The 15,015-nt window shown below is 73.9% G+C and carries 14 protein-coding genes; 5 read left to right on the top strand and 9 right to left on the bottom strand.

The window, feature by feature from the left end; all coding sequences use genetic code 11:
• Positions 1-7: 7 nt before the first annotated feature.
• On the top strand, positions 8-1,198 hold the full coding sequence (locus ABZT03_RS07650; protein ID WP_356034923.1) for a spermidine/putrescine ABC transporter substrate-binding protein: 1,191 nt from the start codon (positions 8-10) through the stop codon (positions 1,196-1,198).
• Between the two features lie 117 nt (positions 1,199-1,315).
• Here the strand turns inward: ABZT03_RS07650 and ABZT03_RS07645 are convergent, their stop codons facing one another.
• Complete coding sequence (locus ABZT03_RS07645; RefSeq protein WP_356034920.1) at positions 1,316-4,096, bottom strand: hypothetical protein; 2,781 nt, start codon at positions 4,094-4,096, stop codon at positions 1,316-1,318.
• 341 nt (positions 4,097-4,437) lie between these two features.
• Between ABZT03_RS07645 and ABZT03_RS07640 the strand changes: the two genes are divergently transcribed.
• From ABZT03_RS07640 to ABZT03_RS07625, 4 genes are all read left to right on the top strand, one after another.
• Positions 4,438-4,821, top strand: a complete 384-nt coding sequence (locus ABZT03_RS07640) for a sortase-dependent protein (protein ID WP_356034917.1) — start codon at positions 4,438-4,440, stop codon at positions 4,819-4,821.
• Positions 4,818-5,432, top strand: coding sequence for a class F sortase (locus ABZT03_RS07635; RefSeq protein ID WP_356034914.1), 615 nt, complete (start codon positions 4,818-4,820; stop codon positions 5,430-5,432). The genes ABZT03_RS07640 and ABZT03_RS07635 overlap by 4 nt, the downstream gene beginning before the upstream one ends.
• Before the next feature lie 113 nt (positions 5,433-5,545).
• Positions 5,546-6,037: an RNA polymerase sigma factor gene (locus tag ABZT03_RS07630; protein ID WP_356034911.1), complete on the top strand. Its 492-nt coding sequence runs from the start codon at positions 5,546-5,548 to the stop codon at positions 6,035-6,037.
• Complete coding sequence (locus ABZT03_RS07625) at positions 6,021-6,530, top strand: hypothetical protein (RefSeq protein WP_356034908.1); 510 nt, start codon at positions 6,021-6,023, stop codon at positions 6,528-6,530. The genes ABZT03_RS07630 and ABZT03_RS07625 overlap by 17 nt, the downstream gene beginning before the upstream one ends.
• Positions 6,531-6,587: 57 nt before the next feature.
• Here the strand turns inward: ABZT03_RS07625 and ABZT03_RS07620 are convergent, their stop codons facing one another.
• From ABZT03_RS07620 to ABZT03_RS07585, 8 genes are all read right to left on the bottom strand, one after another.
• Complete coding sequence (locus ABZT03_RS07620) at positions 6,588-8,228, bottom strand: zinc ribbon domain-containing protein (protein WP_356034905.1); 1,641 nt, start codon at positions 8,226-8,228, stop codon at positions 6,588-6,590.
• Positions 8,225-8,791, bottom strand: a complete 567-nt coding sequence (locus ABZT03_RS07615) for a phage tail protein (protein WP_356034902.1) — start codon at positions 8,789-8,791, stop codon at positions 8,225-8,227. The genes ABZT03_RS07620 and ABZT03_RS07615 overlap by 4 nt, the downstream gene beginning before the upstream one ends.
• 31 nt (positions 8,792-8,822) lie before the next feature.
• Entirely contained in the window at positions 8,823-10,784 is a 1,962-nt protein-coding gene (locus ABZT03_RS07610; RefSeq protein ID WP_356034899.1) for a putative baseplate assembly protein, read from the bottom strand.
• A complete protein-coding gene (locus ABZT03_RS07605) occupies positions 10,784-11,224 on the bottom strand; it encodes a GPW/gp25 family protein (protein ID WP_356034896.1) in 441 nt (146 codons plus the stop codon). The genes ABZT03_RS07610 and ABZT03_RS07605 overlap by 1 nt, the downstream gene beginning before the upstream one ends.
• A 94-nt stretch (positions 11,225-11,318) precedes the next feature.
• Positions 11,319-13,220, bottom strand: coding sequence for a VgrG-related protein (locus ABZT03_RS07600; protein ID WP_356034894.1), 1,902 nt, complete (start codon positions 13,218-13,220; stop codon positions 11,319-11,321).
• Positions 13,220-13,942 carry a peptidase M23 gene (locus ABZT03_RS07595; protein WP_356034891.1) on the bottom strand — a complete coding sequence of 241 codons (723 nt, stop codon included), beginning with the start codon at positions 13,940-13,942 and terminating at the stop codon, positions 13,220-13,222. The genes ABZT03_RS07600 and ABZT03_RS07595 overlap by 1 nt, the downstream gene beginning before the upstream one ends.
• A 13-nt stretch (positions 13,943-13,955) precedes the next feature.
• Positions 13,956-14,378 (bottom strand): phage tail protein, encoded by a 423-nt coding sequence (locus ABZT03_RS07590; RefSeq protein ID WP_356034884.1) that lies wholly within the window; start codon positions 14,376-14,378, stop codon positions 13,956-13,958.
• Positions 14,379-14,446: 68 nt separating this feature from the next.
• Positions 14,447-14,887 carry a hypothetical protein gene (locus ABZT03_RS07585; protein WP_356034881.1) on the bottom strand — a complete coding sequence of 147 codons (441 nt, stop codon included), beginning with the start codon at positions 14,885-14,887 and terminating at the stop codon, positions 14,447-14,449.
• Positions 14,888-15,015: the final 128 nt, after the last annotated feature.

The following is a 15,015-nucleotide window of genomic DNA, read 5'->3' as shown; positions in this document are numbered from 1 at the left end:
TGCGTCCATGCGCCCGACACGCACCACCTCCTCGCCCACCCGCCGGACCGTGCTGCGCGCGCTGGGAGCGGGTGGGGTGCTCGGCGCGCTCGCCGGCTGCGGGGTGCCCGGCGCGTACGTGGCGCCGGGCGACCGGGCAGGCGCCGACCTCTCCGCCAGCGACAAGCGGCTGACCTGGGCGAACTGGCCGCTGTACATCGACACCGACGACGAGGACAGCACCGCCCGGCCCACGCTGGACGCCTTCCGGAAGCGCACCGGGATCTCCGTCGACTACGTCGAGGAGATCAACGACAACGACGAGTTCTTCGGCAAGATCAGCCCGGCGCTGATGAACCACCAGCAGACCGGCCGGGACCTGATCGTCGTCAGCGACTGGATGTGCGCGCGGTTCGTCCGGCTCGGCTGGGTCCAGGAGATGGACCGGGCCCGTCAGCCGCACGTGACCAAGTACCTGGACCCGCTGCTGAGTTCACCCGCCTTCGACCCGGGCCGCCGCCACACCGTGCCGTGGCAGTCCGGCATCACCGGCATCGCCTACGACCGCCGCAGGCTCGGCCGGGAGCTGCGCCAGGTCTCCGATCTGTGGGCGAGCGACCTGAAGGGCCGGGTGACGCTGCTGTCGGGCCTCGACGAGGCGTTCGCGCTCCTCATGCAGGGCGACGGAGTCGACATCACGGCCTGGACGGCGGACGACTTCCACCGCGTCGTCGACCAGGTCGAGAAGTACGTCGCCACCGGCCGGATCCGCCGCTTCACCGGCAACGACTACACCAAGGACCTCGTCAGCGGAGACGTGCTGGCCTGCCAGGCGTACTCCGGGGACGTCATCCAACTCCAGGCGGACAACCCCGACATCCGTTTCGTCGTGCCGGAGGAGGGCGCCGAGCTGTGGTCGGACTCCCTGATGATTCCCGACCGGGCCCGCCACAAGACCAACGCCGAGCGGCTGGTCGACTACTACTACGAGCCCGAGGCCGCCGCCGAACTGGCCGCCTGGGTGAACTACGTCTGCCCCGTCCCGGCCGCCCGTGACGTCCTCGCCGCGTCCGGCGACAAGGACACGGCGGCCCTCGCCGAGAACCCGCTGATCTTCCCGGACGACACCATGCGCGGCCGGCTGGCCATCGCCCGGGACATCACGTCGACGGAGCGGGTGGAGTTCGCCAGGCGGTGGAACGCGGTGGTGGGGCTGTAGGCGGTGGAGGGCGGCCTCCGCGACCGGGTCCCCGGGGCACGCGCGGGCGCCGGACGCGGACGAGGGCGTGGACAGGGGCACTCGGCCTGCCTGTCCACGCCCCCGGCGCGGTGGTGGTTACGGGGTGTCCTCCACCGTGCCGGTCAGGGTGGGGCGGCCGGGGAGGGGGTCGGCGTTGTCGTCGGTCAGGGCGAGGCGTACCGACTCGGTGGGCTCCGTCAGGTGGTCCTGCACCGTCGGCACGATGAAGTCGGCGGTGGTGGAGCCGGTCGGGACGGCCGTCCACACCCACAGGTTCGCCCGGGAGAGCGGGCGCTCCGGGTCGGGGACGTCACCGGCGTAGTCCATCAGCCACTGCGGGTCGACGTCCTTGGTGGACAGCTCGGCGCCCTCGGTGACCGGAACGACCCGGATCGGCTGCCAGATGTCCACGTCGGCGGGTTCGGAGAGGGCGAGCCGCCAGGTCAGCGTCCCGCCCTCGGTCACCCGGTCGGTGACCGGCGTGAGGGTGACCTCGGGTGCGGGGTCGTCGTTCAGGGCGGTGACCCCGCCCACGTACGAGCCGACCACGGCGCCGTGCACGGCCTTCGCGACGAGGTCCTGCTCCCTGTCGTAGTTGAAGCGCGTGTCGCCCTTCACCACCACGGGCACGTCGATCGGGGTGCTGCCCGGCCGCACCGTGACCAGCTTGTCCCGGGCCCGGCCGGTGTCCGGGTCCAGGACTGAGAAGCGGACCCTGCCGGTGCCGTGCCCGGAGACACGGACCGGCACGTGGTAGGTACGGGTGCCCGAGTCGCCCTCCTGGACGGTGAGGCGGCCGATGTCGACGCGCGGCAGCGCCGCCGCCCTGACCGCCGGGGTGCCGGGGGCCCAGCCCCAGGAGTCCATCAGCCAGGCCCGCCCCGAGGGTGAACGCGGGGTCAGCGCGAGGGACGTGACGTGCTTCAGGTCGAGGTGGGCGCGAGTGGCCGCGGTCAGCGGGACGCGCACCTCGCGCGCCCAGTAGGAGGCGGTGCGCCCGGTGCCGGGCAGTCCGTCGACCCGGACCCGGCCGAGCTTCGCCCGGCGTCCCGAGGAGTCGGTGACGGCCACGTCCAGCTTGGTGCCGGTCGTGTTCGGCGGTACGAAGACGCGCAGCGTCAGGCTCCTGGAGCCGGAGAGGGACACCGGTGCGGCGGGGCGGACCGTGGTCACCGTGCCGGGCGCGGACCACTTCAGCGCCACCGCGCGGCGGCCGGCCTCCTTCTCGGTCGCCCACGACGCGAAGTGCGGCGAGGAGCCCTTGGTCTCGGGTGCGAGGCAGGCCACCGCCGGGTCGGGGTCGACCGCCGAGCACAGCCTGCCGCCGGTCACCTTCGTCCCCGGGGCGTCGGGCAGGAGGCCGCCGGTGCGACGGGCGCCCACCGCGTGGGTGAGCACGCGGGCCGGGTCGGCCGAGGGTGCGCGCCGGCCCGTGCCGTCGAGCAGCGGGCGGACCCGGTCGTCACCGGCGACGAACAGCCGGGCCGCGGCGGCGATGTAGGTGGCGCCGGCCCGGTGCTGCTGGTCGGCGGTCAGCCGGGTGCGGGTGCCCGGGGCGCACACCGGGTCCGGCGGGCTGTCCGGGTCGTTGTAGAAGTCGTCGGAGGACGGTGCCTGGGACTTGCCCGGCGTCCACTCGGTGTTGAAGAAGTTGTGGTCGGCGCCGACGACGTAGACGGAGCTGTGCAGGGCGGTGCCGCGGCTGACCCCTCGGGTGCCGTCGGTGTACACCTCGCCCTGGAGGTCGGAGACGTCACCGTCGCAGCCGGGGAGGATCGTCGTGGACGGCACGTCGGCGACCGGGTTCTGGCCGAAGATCGTCGGTCCGATGAGGACGGTCCCGCGGATCTTCCACCGCACGGGGCCCCGGTAGCCGTCCTGCGCGGCGGGCGGCGGGTAGAGGCTGTCCATCGCGGCCCGGTTGACGCCCTCGCCGCCGCGCGAGTGGCCGACGAGCAGGACGCGGGAGAGGTCGGCGGCGGCCGCGTCGGGTACGCCCGCGGGGGCGGTGCCCGGGTGGGCGGCCCAGCGGGCCCAGGTGGCGAGGTGCTGCCGCACCAGGGAGGAGCGCGCCTGCGCGCCGGCGTCCTCGGCGTCGCCGTCCTGGCCGTTGACGCCGTTGGCCGAGATCGACACCGTCACATAGCCCTGGGAGGCCAGCAGTTCCTGGTCCTCCAGGTAGCCCTTGTAGCTCGGGATCGGCTGGGTGCCGGGCGAGCAGGGCCAGTCGATGGTCACGTCGTCCTCGGTGCCGCCCGGCTTGAAGCAGGTGGCGTGGCGGCCGTGCAGGAACAGCGCGAGCGGCCGCTTGCCACTGGCGCCCTTCGGGGCCACGACGACGGCCCGCATCTCGACCGGCTGGGCGAAGCCCGGCAACTTCACGGAGTCCAGGGTGTATTCGCCGGTGGCGGTGCGGGACGCGCCGGGCCTGCCCGGGTCCACCGGGTTCGCCGGCAGCCGGGCCGGCGGTCGTACGGCCACCGCGGAGTCGTTCGGCTTCCGGCCGGCGGCGTCCGTGGACGCGTCCAACCGGCGTCCGGCGGCCAGGACTTGGAGATCCTTCAGCGGGGTGGCGTCGGTGAGCGCGAGCCGGAACGTGCGGCCGTCCCCGGCGGCCTTCGGCGCACCGAGCAGCCGGCCGCCCGCGTGGAACTCGACGCGGGCGTCACCCACGGGGACGCGCCGGTCCGACCGCCAGACCAGTTCACGCGTCACGCCCTTGCCGGTGACGTGCCAGCCCGGTGGCAGCGGACTGTCCGCGTCCACTGCCAACGACCGGGGATGCGGCGACTGTTGGGCCTGGGCCAGCCCCGGTGAGCCCGCCAGGGCCGCGAGCACGGCCACGGCGGTGACACCTATGCGCCGGGTGCGGTTCAAAGGGTCCCCTCCTCACACTTCGAGCGCGGGCGCCGCGTCGGTGCCGGGAGCCCCTCGCGCCCCGAAGGAAGCGAAACGGGACCTGTGGGTTGCCTGTGCCGGGGAAACCTGCCCTCGCGGGACAGGAATCGAGTCATCACGGGTGCCCGAGCGGGCGCCGGCGAGGGGCCGTGGCCGAGAGGGACGGCTGCCGAACTCGCCGTCCGCGCGCGGCCCTCGGCACCCTCGCGTACTTTGCCATCTCTTTACAACCTGTCGGGCCGCTGCCTCGTCTCTCCGCTCGATCCCCAACCCGACCCGCCCGTCCACCGGGTGGGCGGACCGACGAAAGAGAGCGATCCATGCGCCGAACTGTCCTGAGCGCCCTGGCCCTCGCGGCCACCGCCGTACTGGCCGGCACCGTGCCCGCGTTCGCCGACGGGGCGAGCCCGGCCGCCACCACCCGGCCGAGCGCCGCGCCGACCCGGGCGGCCAGCCCGGTGCCGAGCACCGCGCAGACCCGCGCCGCCTCGCAGGCCCCGAGCGCCGCGCCCACCCGGATGGCCACGCCGGCACCGGCCCAGGTGTCCGTCGTACCGAGCACGGCGCCCAACACCGGTGTGGCGCCCACGTCGCAGGGGTCCGGGACGCCGGCCGCGGCGGTCGGCGGCGGCGCGGCGGCGGCGCTCGCCGTCGGTGGCGCGGCCGTCCTCGTCGTACGGCGCCGGCGGGCGACCGGGGAATGACCTCCCTCTCCAGGCGCGCCTTCGTCACCGCGGCGACGGCCTCGCTCCTCGCGGGCTGCGCCGGCCAGGAGAACGACCGGCCCGAGACCGCGCACTCCACCGGCACGCCGGCGCCCTCCCGGTCCGCCGGGAAGGCCGCGCCGCGGACCCTCGCGCGCTCGGTGCCGGTCGGGCTGCGCATCCCGGCCATCGGGGTCGACACCCCCGTCATGCGGCTGGGGCTGGCGGCCGACGGCAGCATGCAGGTGCCCCCGATCGAGGCCCACGACCGGGCCGGCTGGTACCGGCACTCACCGACGCCGGGCCAGGTCGGCCCGTCGGTGATCCTCGGCCATGTCACGGTCGGCGCCTACGGTGACGGGGTGTTCCGCCACCTGGCGGAGCTGCGCCGGGGCGACCGCGTCGTGGCGCGTCTGGAGAACGGTGACCGCGCGGAGTTCGCCGTCACCTCCGTCCGCACGGTCGCCAAGGCGGACTTCCCGACCGGCGCGGTCTACGGCGACGTGGACCGTCCGGAGCTGCGGCTCATCACGTGCGGCGGCCCCCGCAGCGGGGCCGGATACCTCGACAACGTGATCGTGTTCGCCGCGCCGGCGTCCGCGAGCCCCTGACCCGACGGCACACGGTTCCCGGGCCGGCGGAACGTACGCCGCCGGCCCGGGCTCCTCCTGTGCGAGCGCCCACCGGCGCCCGCGCGTGCCACCCCCCACGACCATGGAGAGCGTTGAAACGGTCCCGTGAGAAGGCAGCGTCCGAACTGTTCGCCGCCCTCTACCCGCGCCTCGCCGGCTGGTGCCGCCGCCTGGTCGACGACGACGAGACGGCCCACGAGATCGCCTCGGAGGCGTTCACCCGGCTCTGGGCCCGCTGGACCGCCGTGGCGGAGCCCCGCGGGTTCCTCTACGTCACCGCGGCCAACCTCGTCCGCGACCACTGGCGCAAGCTGGAGCGCGAACGCCGGGCCGTGCACCGCGCCACCCACGAGGCCGCCGTACGGCCGCCGGCCGAACCCGCCGATCCGTCGGTCCGCCTGCTGGTGCAGTCGCTGCCGGAACGGCTGCGCGTGCCGATCCTGCTGCACTACTACGCTGACATGCCGATCCGGGAGGTGTCCGCGCTGACCGGGCGCAAGGAAGGAACCGTCAAGGCCGACCTCCACGCGGCCCGCGAACTGCTCCGCGCCCACCTGAGGAGAAGTCTTGATCACACAGTCTGACGACGGTCCGGACTTCGACCCCGACGACCCGCTCGCCGTCATTCTGCGGCCCGCCTCCGGCTATCTCGGCCCGCCGGCCGGGCGCTACGAGGCGATCCGGCGCGGCGCCGCCCGCCGCCGGCTGGGCCGCGCCGCGGCCGGGGCCGGCGTGGTGTGCGCGGTCGCCGCGTGTGTCGTGCTGCCGCTGCGGCTCACGGCGTCCGGCAGACCGGCCTCCCCGGTGGTGCCGCTCGCCCCGCCGCCCGCGAGCAGCCCGGCGGCGCCGTCAGGGCGGCCGGCGCCGTCCGCGCCGGCCGCTGCGGTCCCGGACACGCGGAGCCCGTCCCCCGGGCCCGCCGCGACGACCGCCCGGCAGGTTCCGTCCCGCATGCCCACGGCGCCGGCTCTCTCGGTGTCGGCGGAGCCGTCGACCGCACCGACCCCCGCCGCTCCCACGCGGTCCTCGGCTCGCCAGGAGGCCGGCGTCCCGTCCGCGACCACCGGCCGGCGCTGAGAGCACGACCACGAGGTGCCCGCCCCATCGGGTGCCGGCACCTCGTCGCGTCGGGGGTCAGGAGGAGTTGGCGCTCGACGGTCCGAAGAACTCGATCTCGGCGATGGACACCTGCTTGCTCGGCGACGCCCGGTGGGCGGACTCGATGACGAAGCGGACCTTGGTGACCGCCCCGACCCGGAAGGCGCGCAGCTGACCGCCGGCCCCCTGGTCGAGGACGATCTTCCGGGTGAGGGTCTTCCCCTTGTCCGTGGTGATGACGGCCTGGAGCCGGTGCGGAAGGGCCGCCTTCGAGTTCTGGTCGGCGCGGGAGGAGACACCAGGCGTGATGATCAGGTCGAGCAGCCGGGTCGGCTCGTCGAAGCGGGCCTCGATCCACTGGCCCTTGCCGGACTCGGACACCCCGGGGCCCCACCAGGTGTTGCTGACCTGGTCGAAGGCCAGGTCGGGCTTGTGGCCGGGGTAGGAGCGGGAGGCGCTGACGCTGTCCGGGGCCACCCAGGCGCGTTTGGCGAAGTGGTCGCGGGTCGCCTGGACCCCCTTGGGGATGTTGAACGCCAGCACGATCAGCAGGGTCAGGACGACCGCCCCCGCCACCCAGGACAGGACCCGGTCGAAGGTACGGCGAAGGCGCGGGCGGTCGCCCGCCCACGGCACCTCCCGGCTGCGGAAGCCGAGCCGGCGCCACCACGGCAGACGGCCCGGCGTGGGCCCGTGGCCGGCCATGGGCATCGCGCACCGGGCGCAGAAGTGCCGCTCGGGCCGGTTGCGGGTGGAGCACCAGGGGCAGGGCATGCCACCGTCCGCGCCGAGTTCCTCGCCCGGGGCCCTGACGACCTGCGGGCGCGCGGCGGCCGGACGGCCGGGGAGGACCGGCGCGACGGAGGGGGCGGCGGCGGGGCGGGGCTCCGGGTCGTCCACCGGGACGAGCAGGCGGCGGGCCCGGTCGGCCATGTCGTCGCCGTCCCCCGGGAGCCGGGCGGGGCGCGGGTCGGCGGGGCGCAGGGGCTCGGTGTCGGCGGTCTCGTCGACGGCGGGTCCTGCGGCCGCGGAGAGCGTGTCGGGGTGGGCGCCGGCCGCCCGATCGTCCCTGGCGACGGGGGGCGCGTCGGGTGCGGCGGTGTGCGAGCGGGCCCAGGAGGGCGTGTTGCCCGCGTCCGTCCGCACCGGCGCGGTCTCGGCGTCTGCGCCTGGGTCTGCGTCGGCCTCGGCGTCGGTCGGGGCGGCGGGGGCGGCCGTGGCCGTGCCGGGCTCCGCCGTGGCCGTCCTCGCGCCCAGCAGGTCGCGCTGGGTGCGGGCCAGTCCGACGCCGCCGTCGGACCGAGCGAAGGCGTCCCACCCGGGACCCTCGCCGGGCGCGGAGGCCGAGACGTCGGGGGAGGCCGAGGCGTCGGGGGAGGCCGAACTGCCTGAAGCAGCACGGGAGTCCGCCGCGGCGGGCGCCGGGCGGGAGGCGGGGGCGGAGTCGTCCGGCCCACTCCCGTCACTGTCCGCCGCCCCGTCGCCGGCCGGCGCGCCGGACGCGCCGCCGGACGCACCTTCGGGCGCACTGGACGCGGCGGACGCGCCGGAAGCCCCGGTCGACGCCCGGGCGTTCGCCCGGTCCGTCCAGCTGAGGACGGCCCCGCAGGCGTCGCAGAACGACTGGCCAGGTTCCGCGCGGGTGCCGCAGTCGGCGCAGTTCTGGGTGGTCGTCATCTCTCCGGGGTCCTTTCGGCGGGTGCGCCGGCGGTCACCTGGACCGTGTACGGCATATGGGCTGGGCGTGCGGCGGCCACGAGGCTGTCCAGGCGGTGATGGTCCGCGCGGGTCGGCTCGGGCAGCCGCAGATGTACGTGCAGACGGGGGCGCGGTTCGCCGGGAACCGGGCCGAGCGGGCGCGCGCTCCAGTCGGCCGCGCCGCTCTCGGTGATCTCGGGTTCCACGCCGAACGCGAGCCGGACCGCCTCGGCCAGGCCGCGCCGCGTGCCGCGGATGCGGTGCAGATACGCGGCGGCGGCCACGGCGGCGCGCAGCAGCGCTTCGGGTTCGGTGCCGTCGGTCTCGGCGCCGACCCAACTGCCCAGCCACTGGGTGAAGTCGAGCGGTGCGAGGGACGGCCGGAAGTAGGTGTCCAGGCAGTCGAGGACGCTGTGGATGGGCGCGACCACCTCGTCGAGCCCGGCGACGAAACGCATGGCGAGGTCGTCGTCGGCGAACACGGCGGGCAGCATCATGCCGATCGGCGCGGACGAGCCGAGGCCGTCGACGGAGCCCCTCATCCGAGGCTCCCGGGGCGCGGGCCGCCGGTCATCAGGCGCCCTCCCCGATCACGCGCACGCGATGGTCGAAGGAGAACACCAGGGACGGCGGTGACAGGTCGATGCGGTCGGTCGCCTCGCCGCGTTTGCCGGTCAGCGGGTCGGCGGGGTGCAGGACGACCTCGTCGACGAGCTCCACACCGGGGACGCGTTGCAGCACCGCGAACACCTCGCCGGCCTGCACGGGCCGCCCGAACGGCCAGCCCCTGCCGTCCGCGCCGCCGGTGAGCGGGTCGAGGTGCCGGTAGAGGGCGTCGTGGGCCTGCCGGCGCACCCGGTCGGTGTCGACGCCCCGGAAGGCGTGCACGGAGGCCACCACGGTGACGCCCTGGTAGTACGGCGGCCCGACCGCGAGCCGGGTGCCGATCAGCCGGCGTTCGTCGAGGTGACGGGTGATGCGGTCCAACAGGGCGTCGCCGGGCACCAGTTGCTCGAAGCGCAGCCGGCCACCGGGGTCCGGCACCGCCTGCGGCACCACCAGCACCCGTACCGCGTAGGCCCCGTGCTCGCCCTCCTCGCCCTCCAGGCAGGTGATCCGCGCGGTCTCCGGCGCGGCCCGGCGGGCCAGCTCCTCGTAGTCGCGCAGCGTCACCGCCCGCTCCTGGGCGCGCAGGGTGATCGGGGCCCTGACCTTCGCCTCCTGCACGGTCTCGCCCTCCACACCGCCGCGCGCCGCCTCCCGGTTGACGACCTCCGAGACGTACGGGATGGAGGTCCGCAGGATCTGCACGGCGCCGCGCGCCACGTTGCCCGCGCGGCCCCCGCCGGTGCGGTAGCGGCGGGCGCGGACCGGGGAGCCCTTGGGGGCGACCATGCCGTACTGGCGCAGCGAGCCGTCGGGTTCGCGCACGGCCGGGCCGAAGGCGATCTCGCCGGTCGTCGCGTCGAGTGTGATGTGCCGGTCCTCCGGTCCCGAGGCCGAGAAGTGCGGGACGACCTCCCAGTCCGTCCAGCCCTCGTGCTCGGCGGTCTGCAACAGCACCGGCGGGGTGTCGCCGACCACGGGCGCGTGCTCCAGCCGCAGCCGCTGCCCCGGCAGCCCGGTGGACTCGCCGAGCGCCTCGTCGTACACCGTCTCGGCGTGCACGGCCGTCGTGGTGCCGCCGATCGTGAACGCCTCGGCGGCCTGGATGGTGGGCGAGGTGGTGTAGAAGGGCTGGCCGGGCAGGGGTTCGGTGACCCGGCAGCGCAGCCAGCCGGCCTGCTGGCCGGCGTTGCGGGACAGGACGTGCCCGCCGGGGACGTGCAGCACGATCTCGCCGGGGCGGTTGAGGCCGCCGGTACCGTCCCGGTCCACCTCGCAGGACTGCCAGCCGTCCGCGGTCCACGCCTCCCACACCAGCGGCGGCTGCCGCGGGTCGACGCCGACGCCGTCCACCCGGCTGTCCAGGTCGAGGGCGAGCGCGCAGTGCGGGACGGCGGCGCTCAGACCCAGCAGCATGCAGTCGCCGGGGGAGGGCGACTCCGCGAAGCACAGCAGGTCCTTGTCGTCCTCGGCGAGGTCGTGCGTCCGGTCGACCACCGGCCGGCCCTGCTCCTGCACCAGCAGATGACGCAACTCGCTGGCCACGATGTTCAGTTCACGCTCGGTGGCGAAGACGACCGCCTCCTCGCCCTCGGTGCGCAGGGTGGCGACCTCGGTGCCGACCGGCACCGGGACGGTCTCCTCCTGCGGGGCCGACAACCAGAACGTCACGTCGGTGCGGGCGGCGGACGGCGGGAACAGGGTGATCCCGACCAGGTCGAGGAACGCCAGATGGTTCTTCTCCGGCACCCGGTTGAGCCGGTACACGATCTGGTCGGCCATGTGCGCGACCGTCTCGACGAGGGTGACGCCGGGGTCGGAGACGTTGTGGTCGGTCCACTCCGGGGCGCGCTGCTGGATGTAGCGCTTGGCGTCGTCGACGAACTGCTGGAAGCGGCGGTCGTCGAGGTTCGGTGAGGGCAGGGCCATCAGCGGTCACTTTCGGTGGAGTCGCCCGCGCCGGGACTGTCGGGCTCGTCGTGGGACGGGATGACGTAGAACGGGAAGACGAGGCTGCGCGGGTTGTTGGTGCCGCGGATCGAGTACCGGACGTCGATGAACAGGACGCTCTGGTCGTCACCGGTGCTGACCTCGACGTCGTCGACCTCGATGCGGGGCTCCCAGCGGTCCAGGCTGACGTACACCTCGTGCTGGATGCGGCCCGCGGTCTGCTCGTTGACCGGCGCGAACACCAGGTCGTGGATCGCGCAGCCGAAGTCGGGGCGCATCGGGCGTTCGCCCGGCGCCGTCGACAGGACCAGCCGGATCGCCTCCTCGACCTCCCGCTCCCCGCTGACCAGGGCGATACCGCCGGTCGGCCCGATGCGCAGCGGGAACGACCAGCCGGACCCGACGAACTGCTCGGCCATCAGTGGGCCACCCGCCTTCCCGTTTCTCTGACACAGCTGACACAGCTGACACAGCAGACGCACCTGACACAGCCGACGCCGGTACGGAACCCGTTCACGGGAGCGGGTACGGCTTGGCGTTGACCAGCACGGCACCCTGGAGCGTGAGGGTGACGGCCCGGATGCCCACGTTGGCGATGGAGTTGACCTGCACGGCGCCGCCCGCGGTGAGCGTCGCGGCACCCACCGCCTTCAGGTTCAGGGCGCCCATCGCGTCGACCATCACCCCACCGGTGAGGGACTTGACGTTGACCATGCCGCGGCCCTCGATGTTGAGGAGTCCGCCGCTCTTGATGGTCACGTTGCGCCGGGCGCTGAGCGTGAGGTCGGTGCCGGCCTCGACCGACACCGAACGGCTGCCCTTGATGGTGACCGAGCCCTTGCTGTCCACGACGATCTCGGTCTTCGTGCGGTCCAGGAAGACCGTCAGCTGCTTGTCCCCGGAGATCAGCCGCACGCCCTGCTTGCGCCCGCCGGTCTTCTGGCTGAGCAGGTCCATCCGGTTGCCCTCCCGGTCGGAGACGGTGTGCCGGCTGGCCTTCTTGCGCACGGTGTCGTGCAGCGGCACGTCACCGACGACGGTCGGCTTGTCCCGGCCGTTGTAGAGCCCGCCGATCACGAACGGATGGTCCAGAGCGCCCCGGTCGAACGCGACCAGCACCTCGTCGTTGACGTCCAGCGGGAAGATCCCGCCGCCGCCGAGGCCGCCCATCTGCACGGTCCGCGTCCAGTCGCTGACGTAGGTGTCGTCCAGCCACGGGAACTGCAACCGGACCCGGCCCTGTTTGAGCGGGTCGTTCACGTCGGTGACCAGCGCGTTGGCCACGCTGGGCAGCCGGGGTGCGGTGTCCGCGCCGCCGGACGCGAGCCCGTACAGCGAACGCCACTGGCGTCCGCTGACCGTCACCCACGCCTCGTAGTGCTTGCCGTCGCCGAACGCGTGCCGTACGGAGGTGACGGTGTACTTGCCCTCGAAGGGTGTTCCCACGTCCGCGAGCGCGACCGGAACTCCGGGGCGCAGCTTGGGATTTCCGCGGACGACGACCTCCAGTTCGGCGAACGAGCCGGTGACGTCGTCGGCGAGGGCGTCGGCGGCGAACGTCACTTCCTTCTGCTTGTCGTACGGCGTGCCCGTCTCGACCAGCTTGGCCGCCTTGAACTTGCCGGCCGCCGCGCCCGGCGTGGTGCCGATGGTGATGCCCGGGTTGGAGTTCCCCGGGCTGGTCGCGGTGATCTTCTTCTTCGTCGTGACGTCCCAGCCCCGCGACTCGACCTTCGCGACCTGGTCGGCGGCGGTGACCGCGGACCGCAGCCGCAGGATGTCGTGGCCGGCCTGGAGCACGAAGGGGCTCTTGTCACCCTCGGTCTTCGGCGAGGGCGCCCCGGACGACGGCTTCGGCTCGACGAACTGGAACTTCCCGTCGGCGTCGACGGACATGACCATCTCGTTCTCGTCGGCGAGGCGCGCGAGGAAGTCCCAGTCGGTGACGTTGGACTGGCTGATGAAGTCGTACACCGTCTTCGTCGACTGGATACGGCCGATCGGCACCCCGTCCTGGGCGGCCAGCTTGCGCGCGATGTCGGCCGCGCTCTGGTTGCGGTACGCGGCCACCCGGCGCTGGCGCAGCAGCCGGTGCCCGTAGTCGTAGCCCCGGATGACGGTGAAGGTGCCGGTGCCGTCGTAGTCGGCCTCCAGGCCGGTGACCTCGCCGGTCAGCAGGGGATCGCCCGCGCCCTGGCCGTCGGCCATCGGCGTGAGGACGACCTTCGTGCCGAAGGTGACCCCCAGCTTGCCGAGGATCTGCCGGTAGGGGTCGCGGAAGGTCAGCCGGAACGCCGCGGGCACCCCGGCGCCCTGGTCGACCCAGCTCTCGACCAGGCCGCGGGCGTATTCGGACGGCAGGTCGGCGCCGCCGAGCTTGACCCCGATGACGTTGGAGAACGCGTACCTGGGCATCAGCCGCGCACCTCGTCGGCGGCGGGCAGCACCAGTTCCACGCCGTTGCGCAACTGCCCCGGGTCGTCGATGCCGTTGGCGTCCGCGATGGAGCGCCACGCGCTCGCGTCGCCGTACTCCCGCCAGGCCAGCGACTGGAGCGAGTCGCCCGCCACGACCCGGTGCACGCGCTGCGCGGTCAGTGCTCCCGACGTCGGGTTCTGCCCCTTGGTCTTGCTGGGTATCTCGTGCAGTTGCAGCCGGCAGGTCGCGCGGATGGGGACACCGGTGGTGCCGAACAGCGAGTAGGCGGCCTCCACGGAACTGACGTACGCCGTGAAGCGGGCCGTCGAGAACGACCCCCACTGGAAGACCACCCAGGGCGGCGACGGCTGCTTGGCGGCGATGCTCTTGGTGGTCACCTCGCAGCAGTCGAGCAGCGACTCCACCTTCTTCAGCACCGTGTTGCTGGTCGGCTTGTCGGAGGAGTCGAGGAAGATCTCCACGCTCATCTCCCGCGGCTCCGCGCCCATGAACTCCGGGAGGGAGCCGTCGCGTTCGATCTGTGCGGGGGTGGCCTTCCACTGCGCGCGGCGGGTCAGCGACAGCTGGGAGGGGTTGAAGTCGAAGCTGAACGTCTTGATGATCCCGCCCGGCGTGGTGCTGCCCCCGACGGGCGGCTCATGGATCCCGAGGGTGGCGCGGACCAGACTCTTGCCCGCGCCCTTGCTGCCTGTCGCCATGTCGGTCGCCCCCTCAGTCCGTGAACCCGTGATGGGCGATCTCGAGGACCTCCGTCGCGACGGCCGGGTTGGCCGGGTCCAGACTGGGCCCCGTCCAGCTGACCGGCAGCACCTCGATGAGCCCCCACCGCGCGACCTCGGAACCGTCCGCGCGCAGCGCCGAGATCTGCGCGGTCGGCCGCTTGATCCCGGTCTGCACGGACGAGATCCACTTGGCGACCTTCGTGGTGTCCGGGGTGAGCGGACGGGTCAGCCGGATCGTGGAGAAGGTGACACGGGTCGGCAGCTGCCAGACGAAGCCGTTGTTGCCGCCCTCCTGGCGGTGCTCGATCTCCACCTGCGACGACAGCCCTTCACAGCCGTTGAAGTAGCCGAGGCTCTCGCCGTCGATGCTGAGGGTGAACCAGATGGTGGAGCCCGGGTCCTGGCGGGGCATCGCGGGTGGGCCTTTCTGTCGTTCGTGCTGTCGTTCCTGCCGGTGGGGCGGGGTGCGCCGGGGGCCGGTCAGTGGCGGGGGTCGCGCAGCTTGCCGATCCGTTCGCGGTCCATGCGCAGTTCGGTGCGGATCAGCCGGGTGATACGGCCGATGATCCGGTGCACCAGTTCGTCGAGCTGGAAGTCGGTGAGCTCACGCGGGTCGAAACCACCGGCCGGGACCGCCGTGTACTCCGGCGGCGGCGGTGGCGTCGGCGCGTGCGCGGACGACGACGTGCGCGCCGGGGGCGAGTACGGGGGCGGCGCCTGCTGGGACGTGCTGCCGTGCGGCGTGTACGGCGGTGGCGGGTCGGCCCGGTGTTCACGCGCGGGCGGGTGCGGCACCAGGGGCAGCGTGCTGTGCACGGTGGCCGCGGCGGCGGCCGCGAGGGCGCCCGTGGCCGAGGTCCGGACCGCGGGCCTGTGCGTGGCCTTCGCCTCCTTCTTGCTCCGGTTCCACAGACGCTGCACGACGGGTGCCTGAGCGGCCGCCGAGCCCGGGACCGCGGGGGGCGCCGACACGGGGAGCGAGGAGCGGGTGAGCGGAGCGACGGGGAGGGGAGCGGTGCCGGCGGTGGTGACGACGGGGGGCGCTAGGT

The sequence above is a fragment of the Streptomyces sp. NPDC005574 genome (assembly GCF_040605435.1).
Lineage (GTDB): Bacteria > Actinomycetota > Actinomycetes > Streptomycetales > Streptomycetaceae > Streptomyces.
This window is presented reverse-complemented; position numbering and strand designations above follow the sequence as displayed.

Coding starts and splice junctions, on each gene's coding strand:
- ABZT03_RS07650 (WP_356034923.1), top strand. CDS start 8: ATGCGCCCGACACGCACCACCTCCTCGCCCACCCGCCGGACCGTGCTG.
- ABZT03_RS07640 (WP_356034917.1), top strand. CDS start 4,438: ATGCGCCGAACTGTCCTGAGCGCCCTGGCCCTCGCGGCCACCGCCGTA.
- ABZT03_RS07635 (WP_356034914.1), top strand. CDS start 4,818: ATGACCTCCCTCTCCAGGCGCGCCTTCGTCACCGCGGCGACGGCCTCG.
- ABZT03_RS07620 (WP_356034905.1), bottom strand. CDS start 8,228: ATGACGACCACCCAGAACTGCGCCGACTGCGGCACCCGCGCGGAACCT.
- ABZT03_RS07615 (WP_356034902.1), bottom strand. CDS start 8,791: ATGAGGGGCTCCGTCGACGGCCTCGGCTCGTCCGCGCCGATCGGCATG.
- ABZT03_RS07610 (WP_356034899.1), bottom strand. CDS start 10,784: ATGGCCCTGCCCTCACCGAACCTCGACGACCGCCGCTTCCAGCAGTTC.
- ABZT03_RS07605 (WP_356034896.1), bottom strand. CDS start 11,224: ATGGCCGAGCAGTTCGTCGGGTCCGGCTGGTCGTTCCCGCTGCGCATC.
- ABZT03_RS07600 (WP_356034894.1), bottom strand. CDS start 13,220: ATGCCCAGGTACGCGTTCTCCAACGTCATCGGGGTCAAGCTCGGCGGC.
- ABZT03_RS07595 (WP_356034891.1), bottom strand. CDS start 13,942: ATGGCGACAGGCAGCAAGGGCGCGGGCAAGAGTCTGGTCCGCGCCACC.
- ABZT03_RS07590 (WP_356034884.1), bottom strand. CDS start 14,378: ATGCCCCGCCAGGACCCGGGCTCCACCATCTGGTTCACCCTCAGCATC.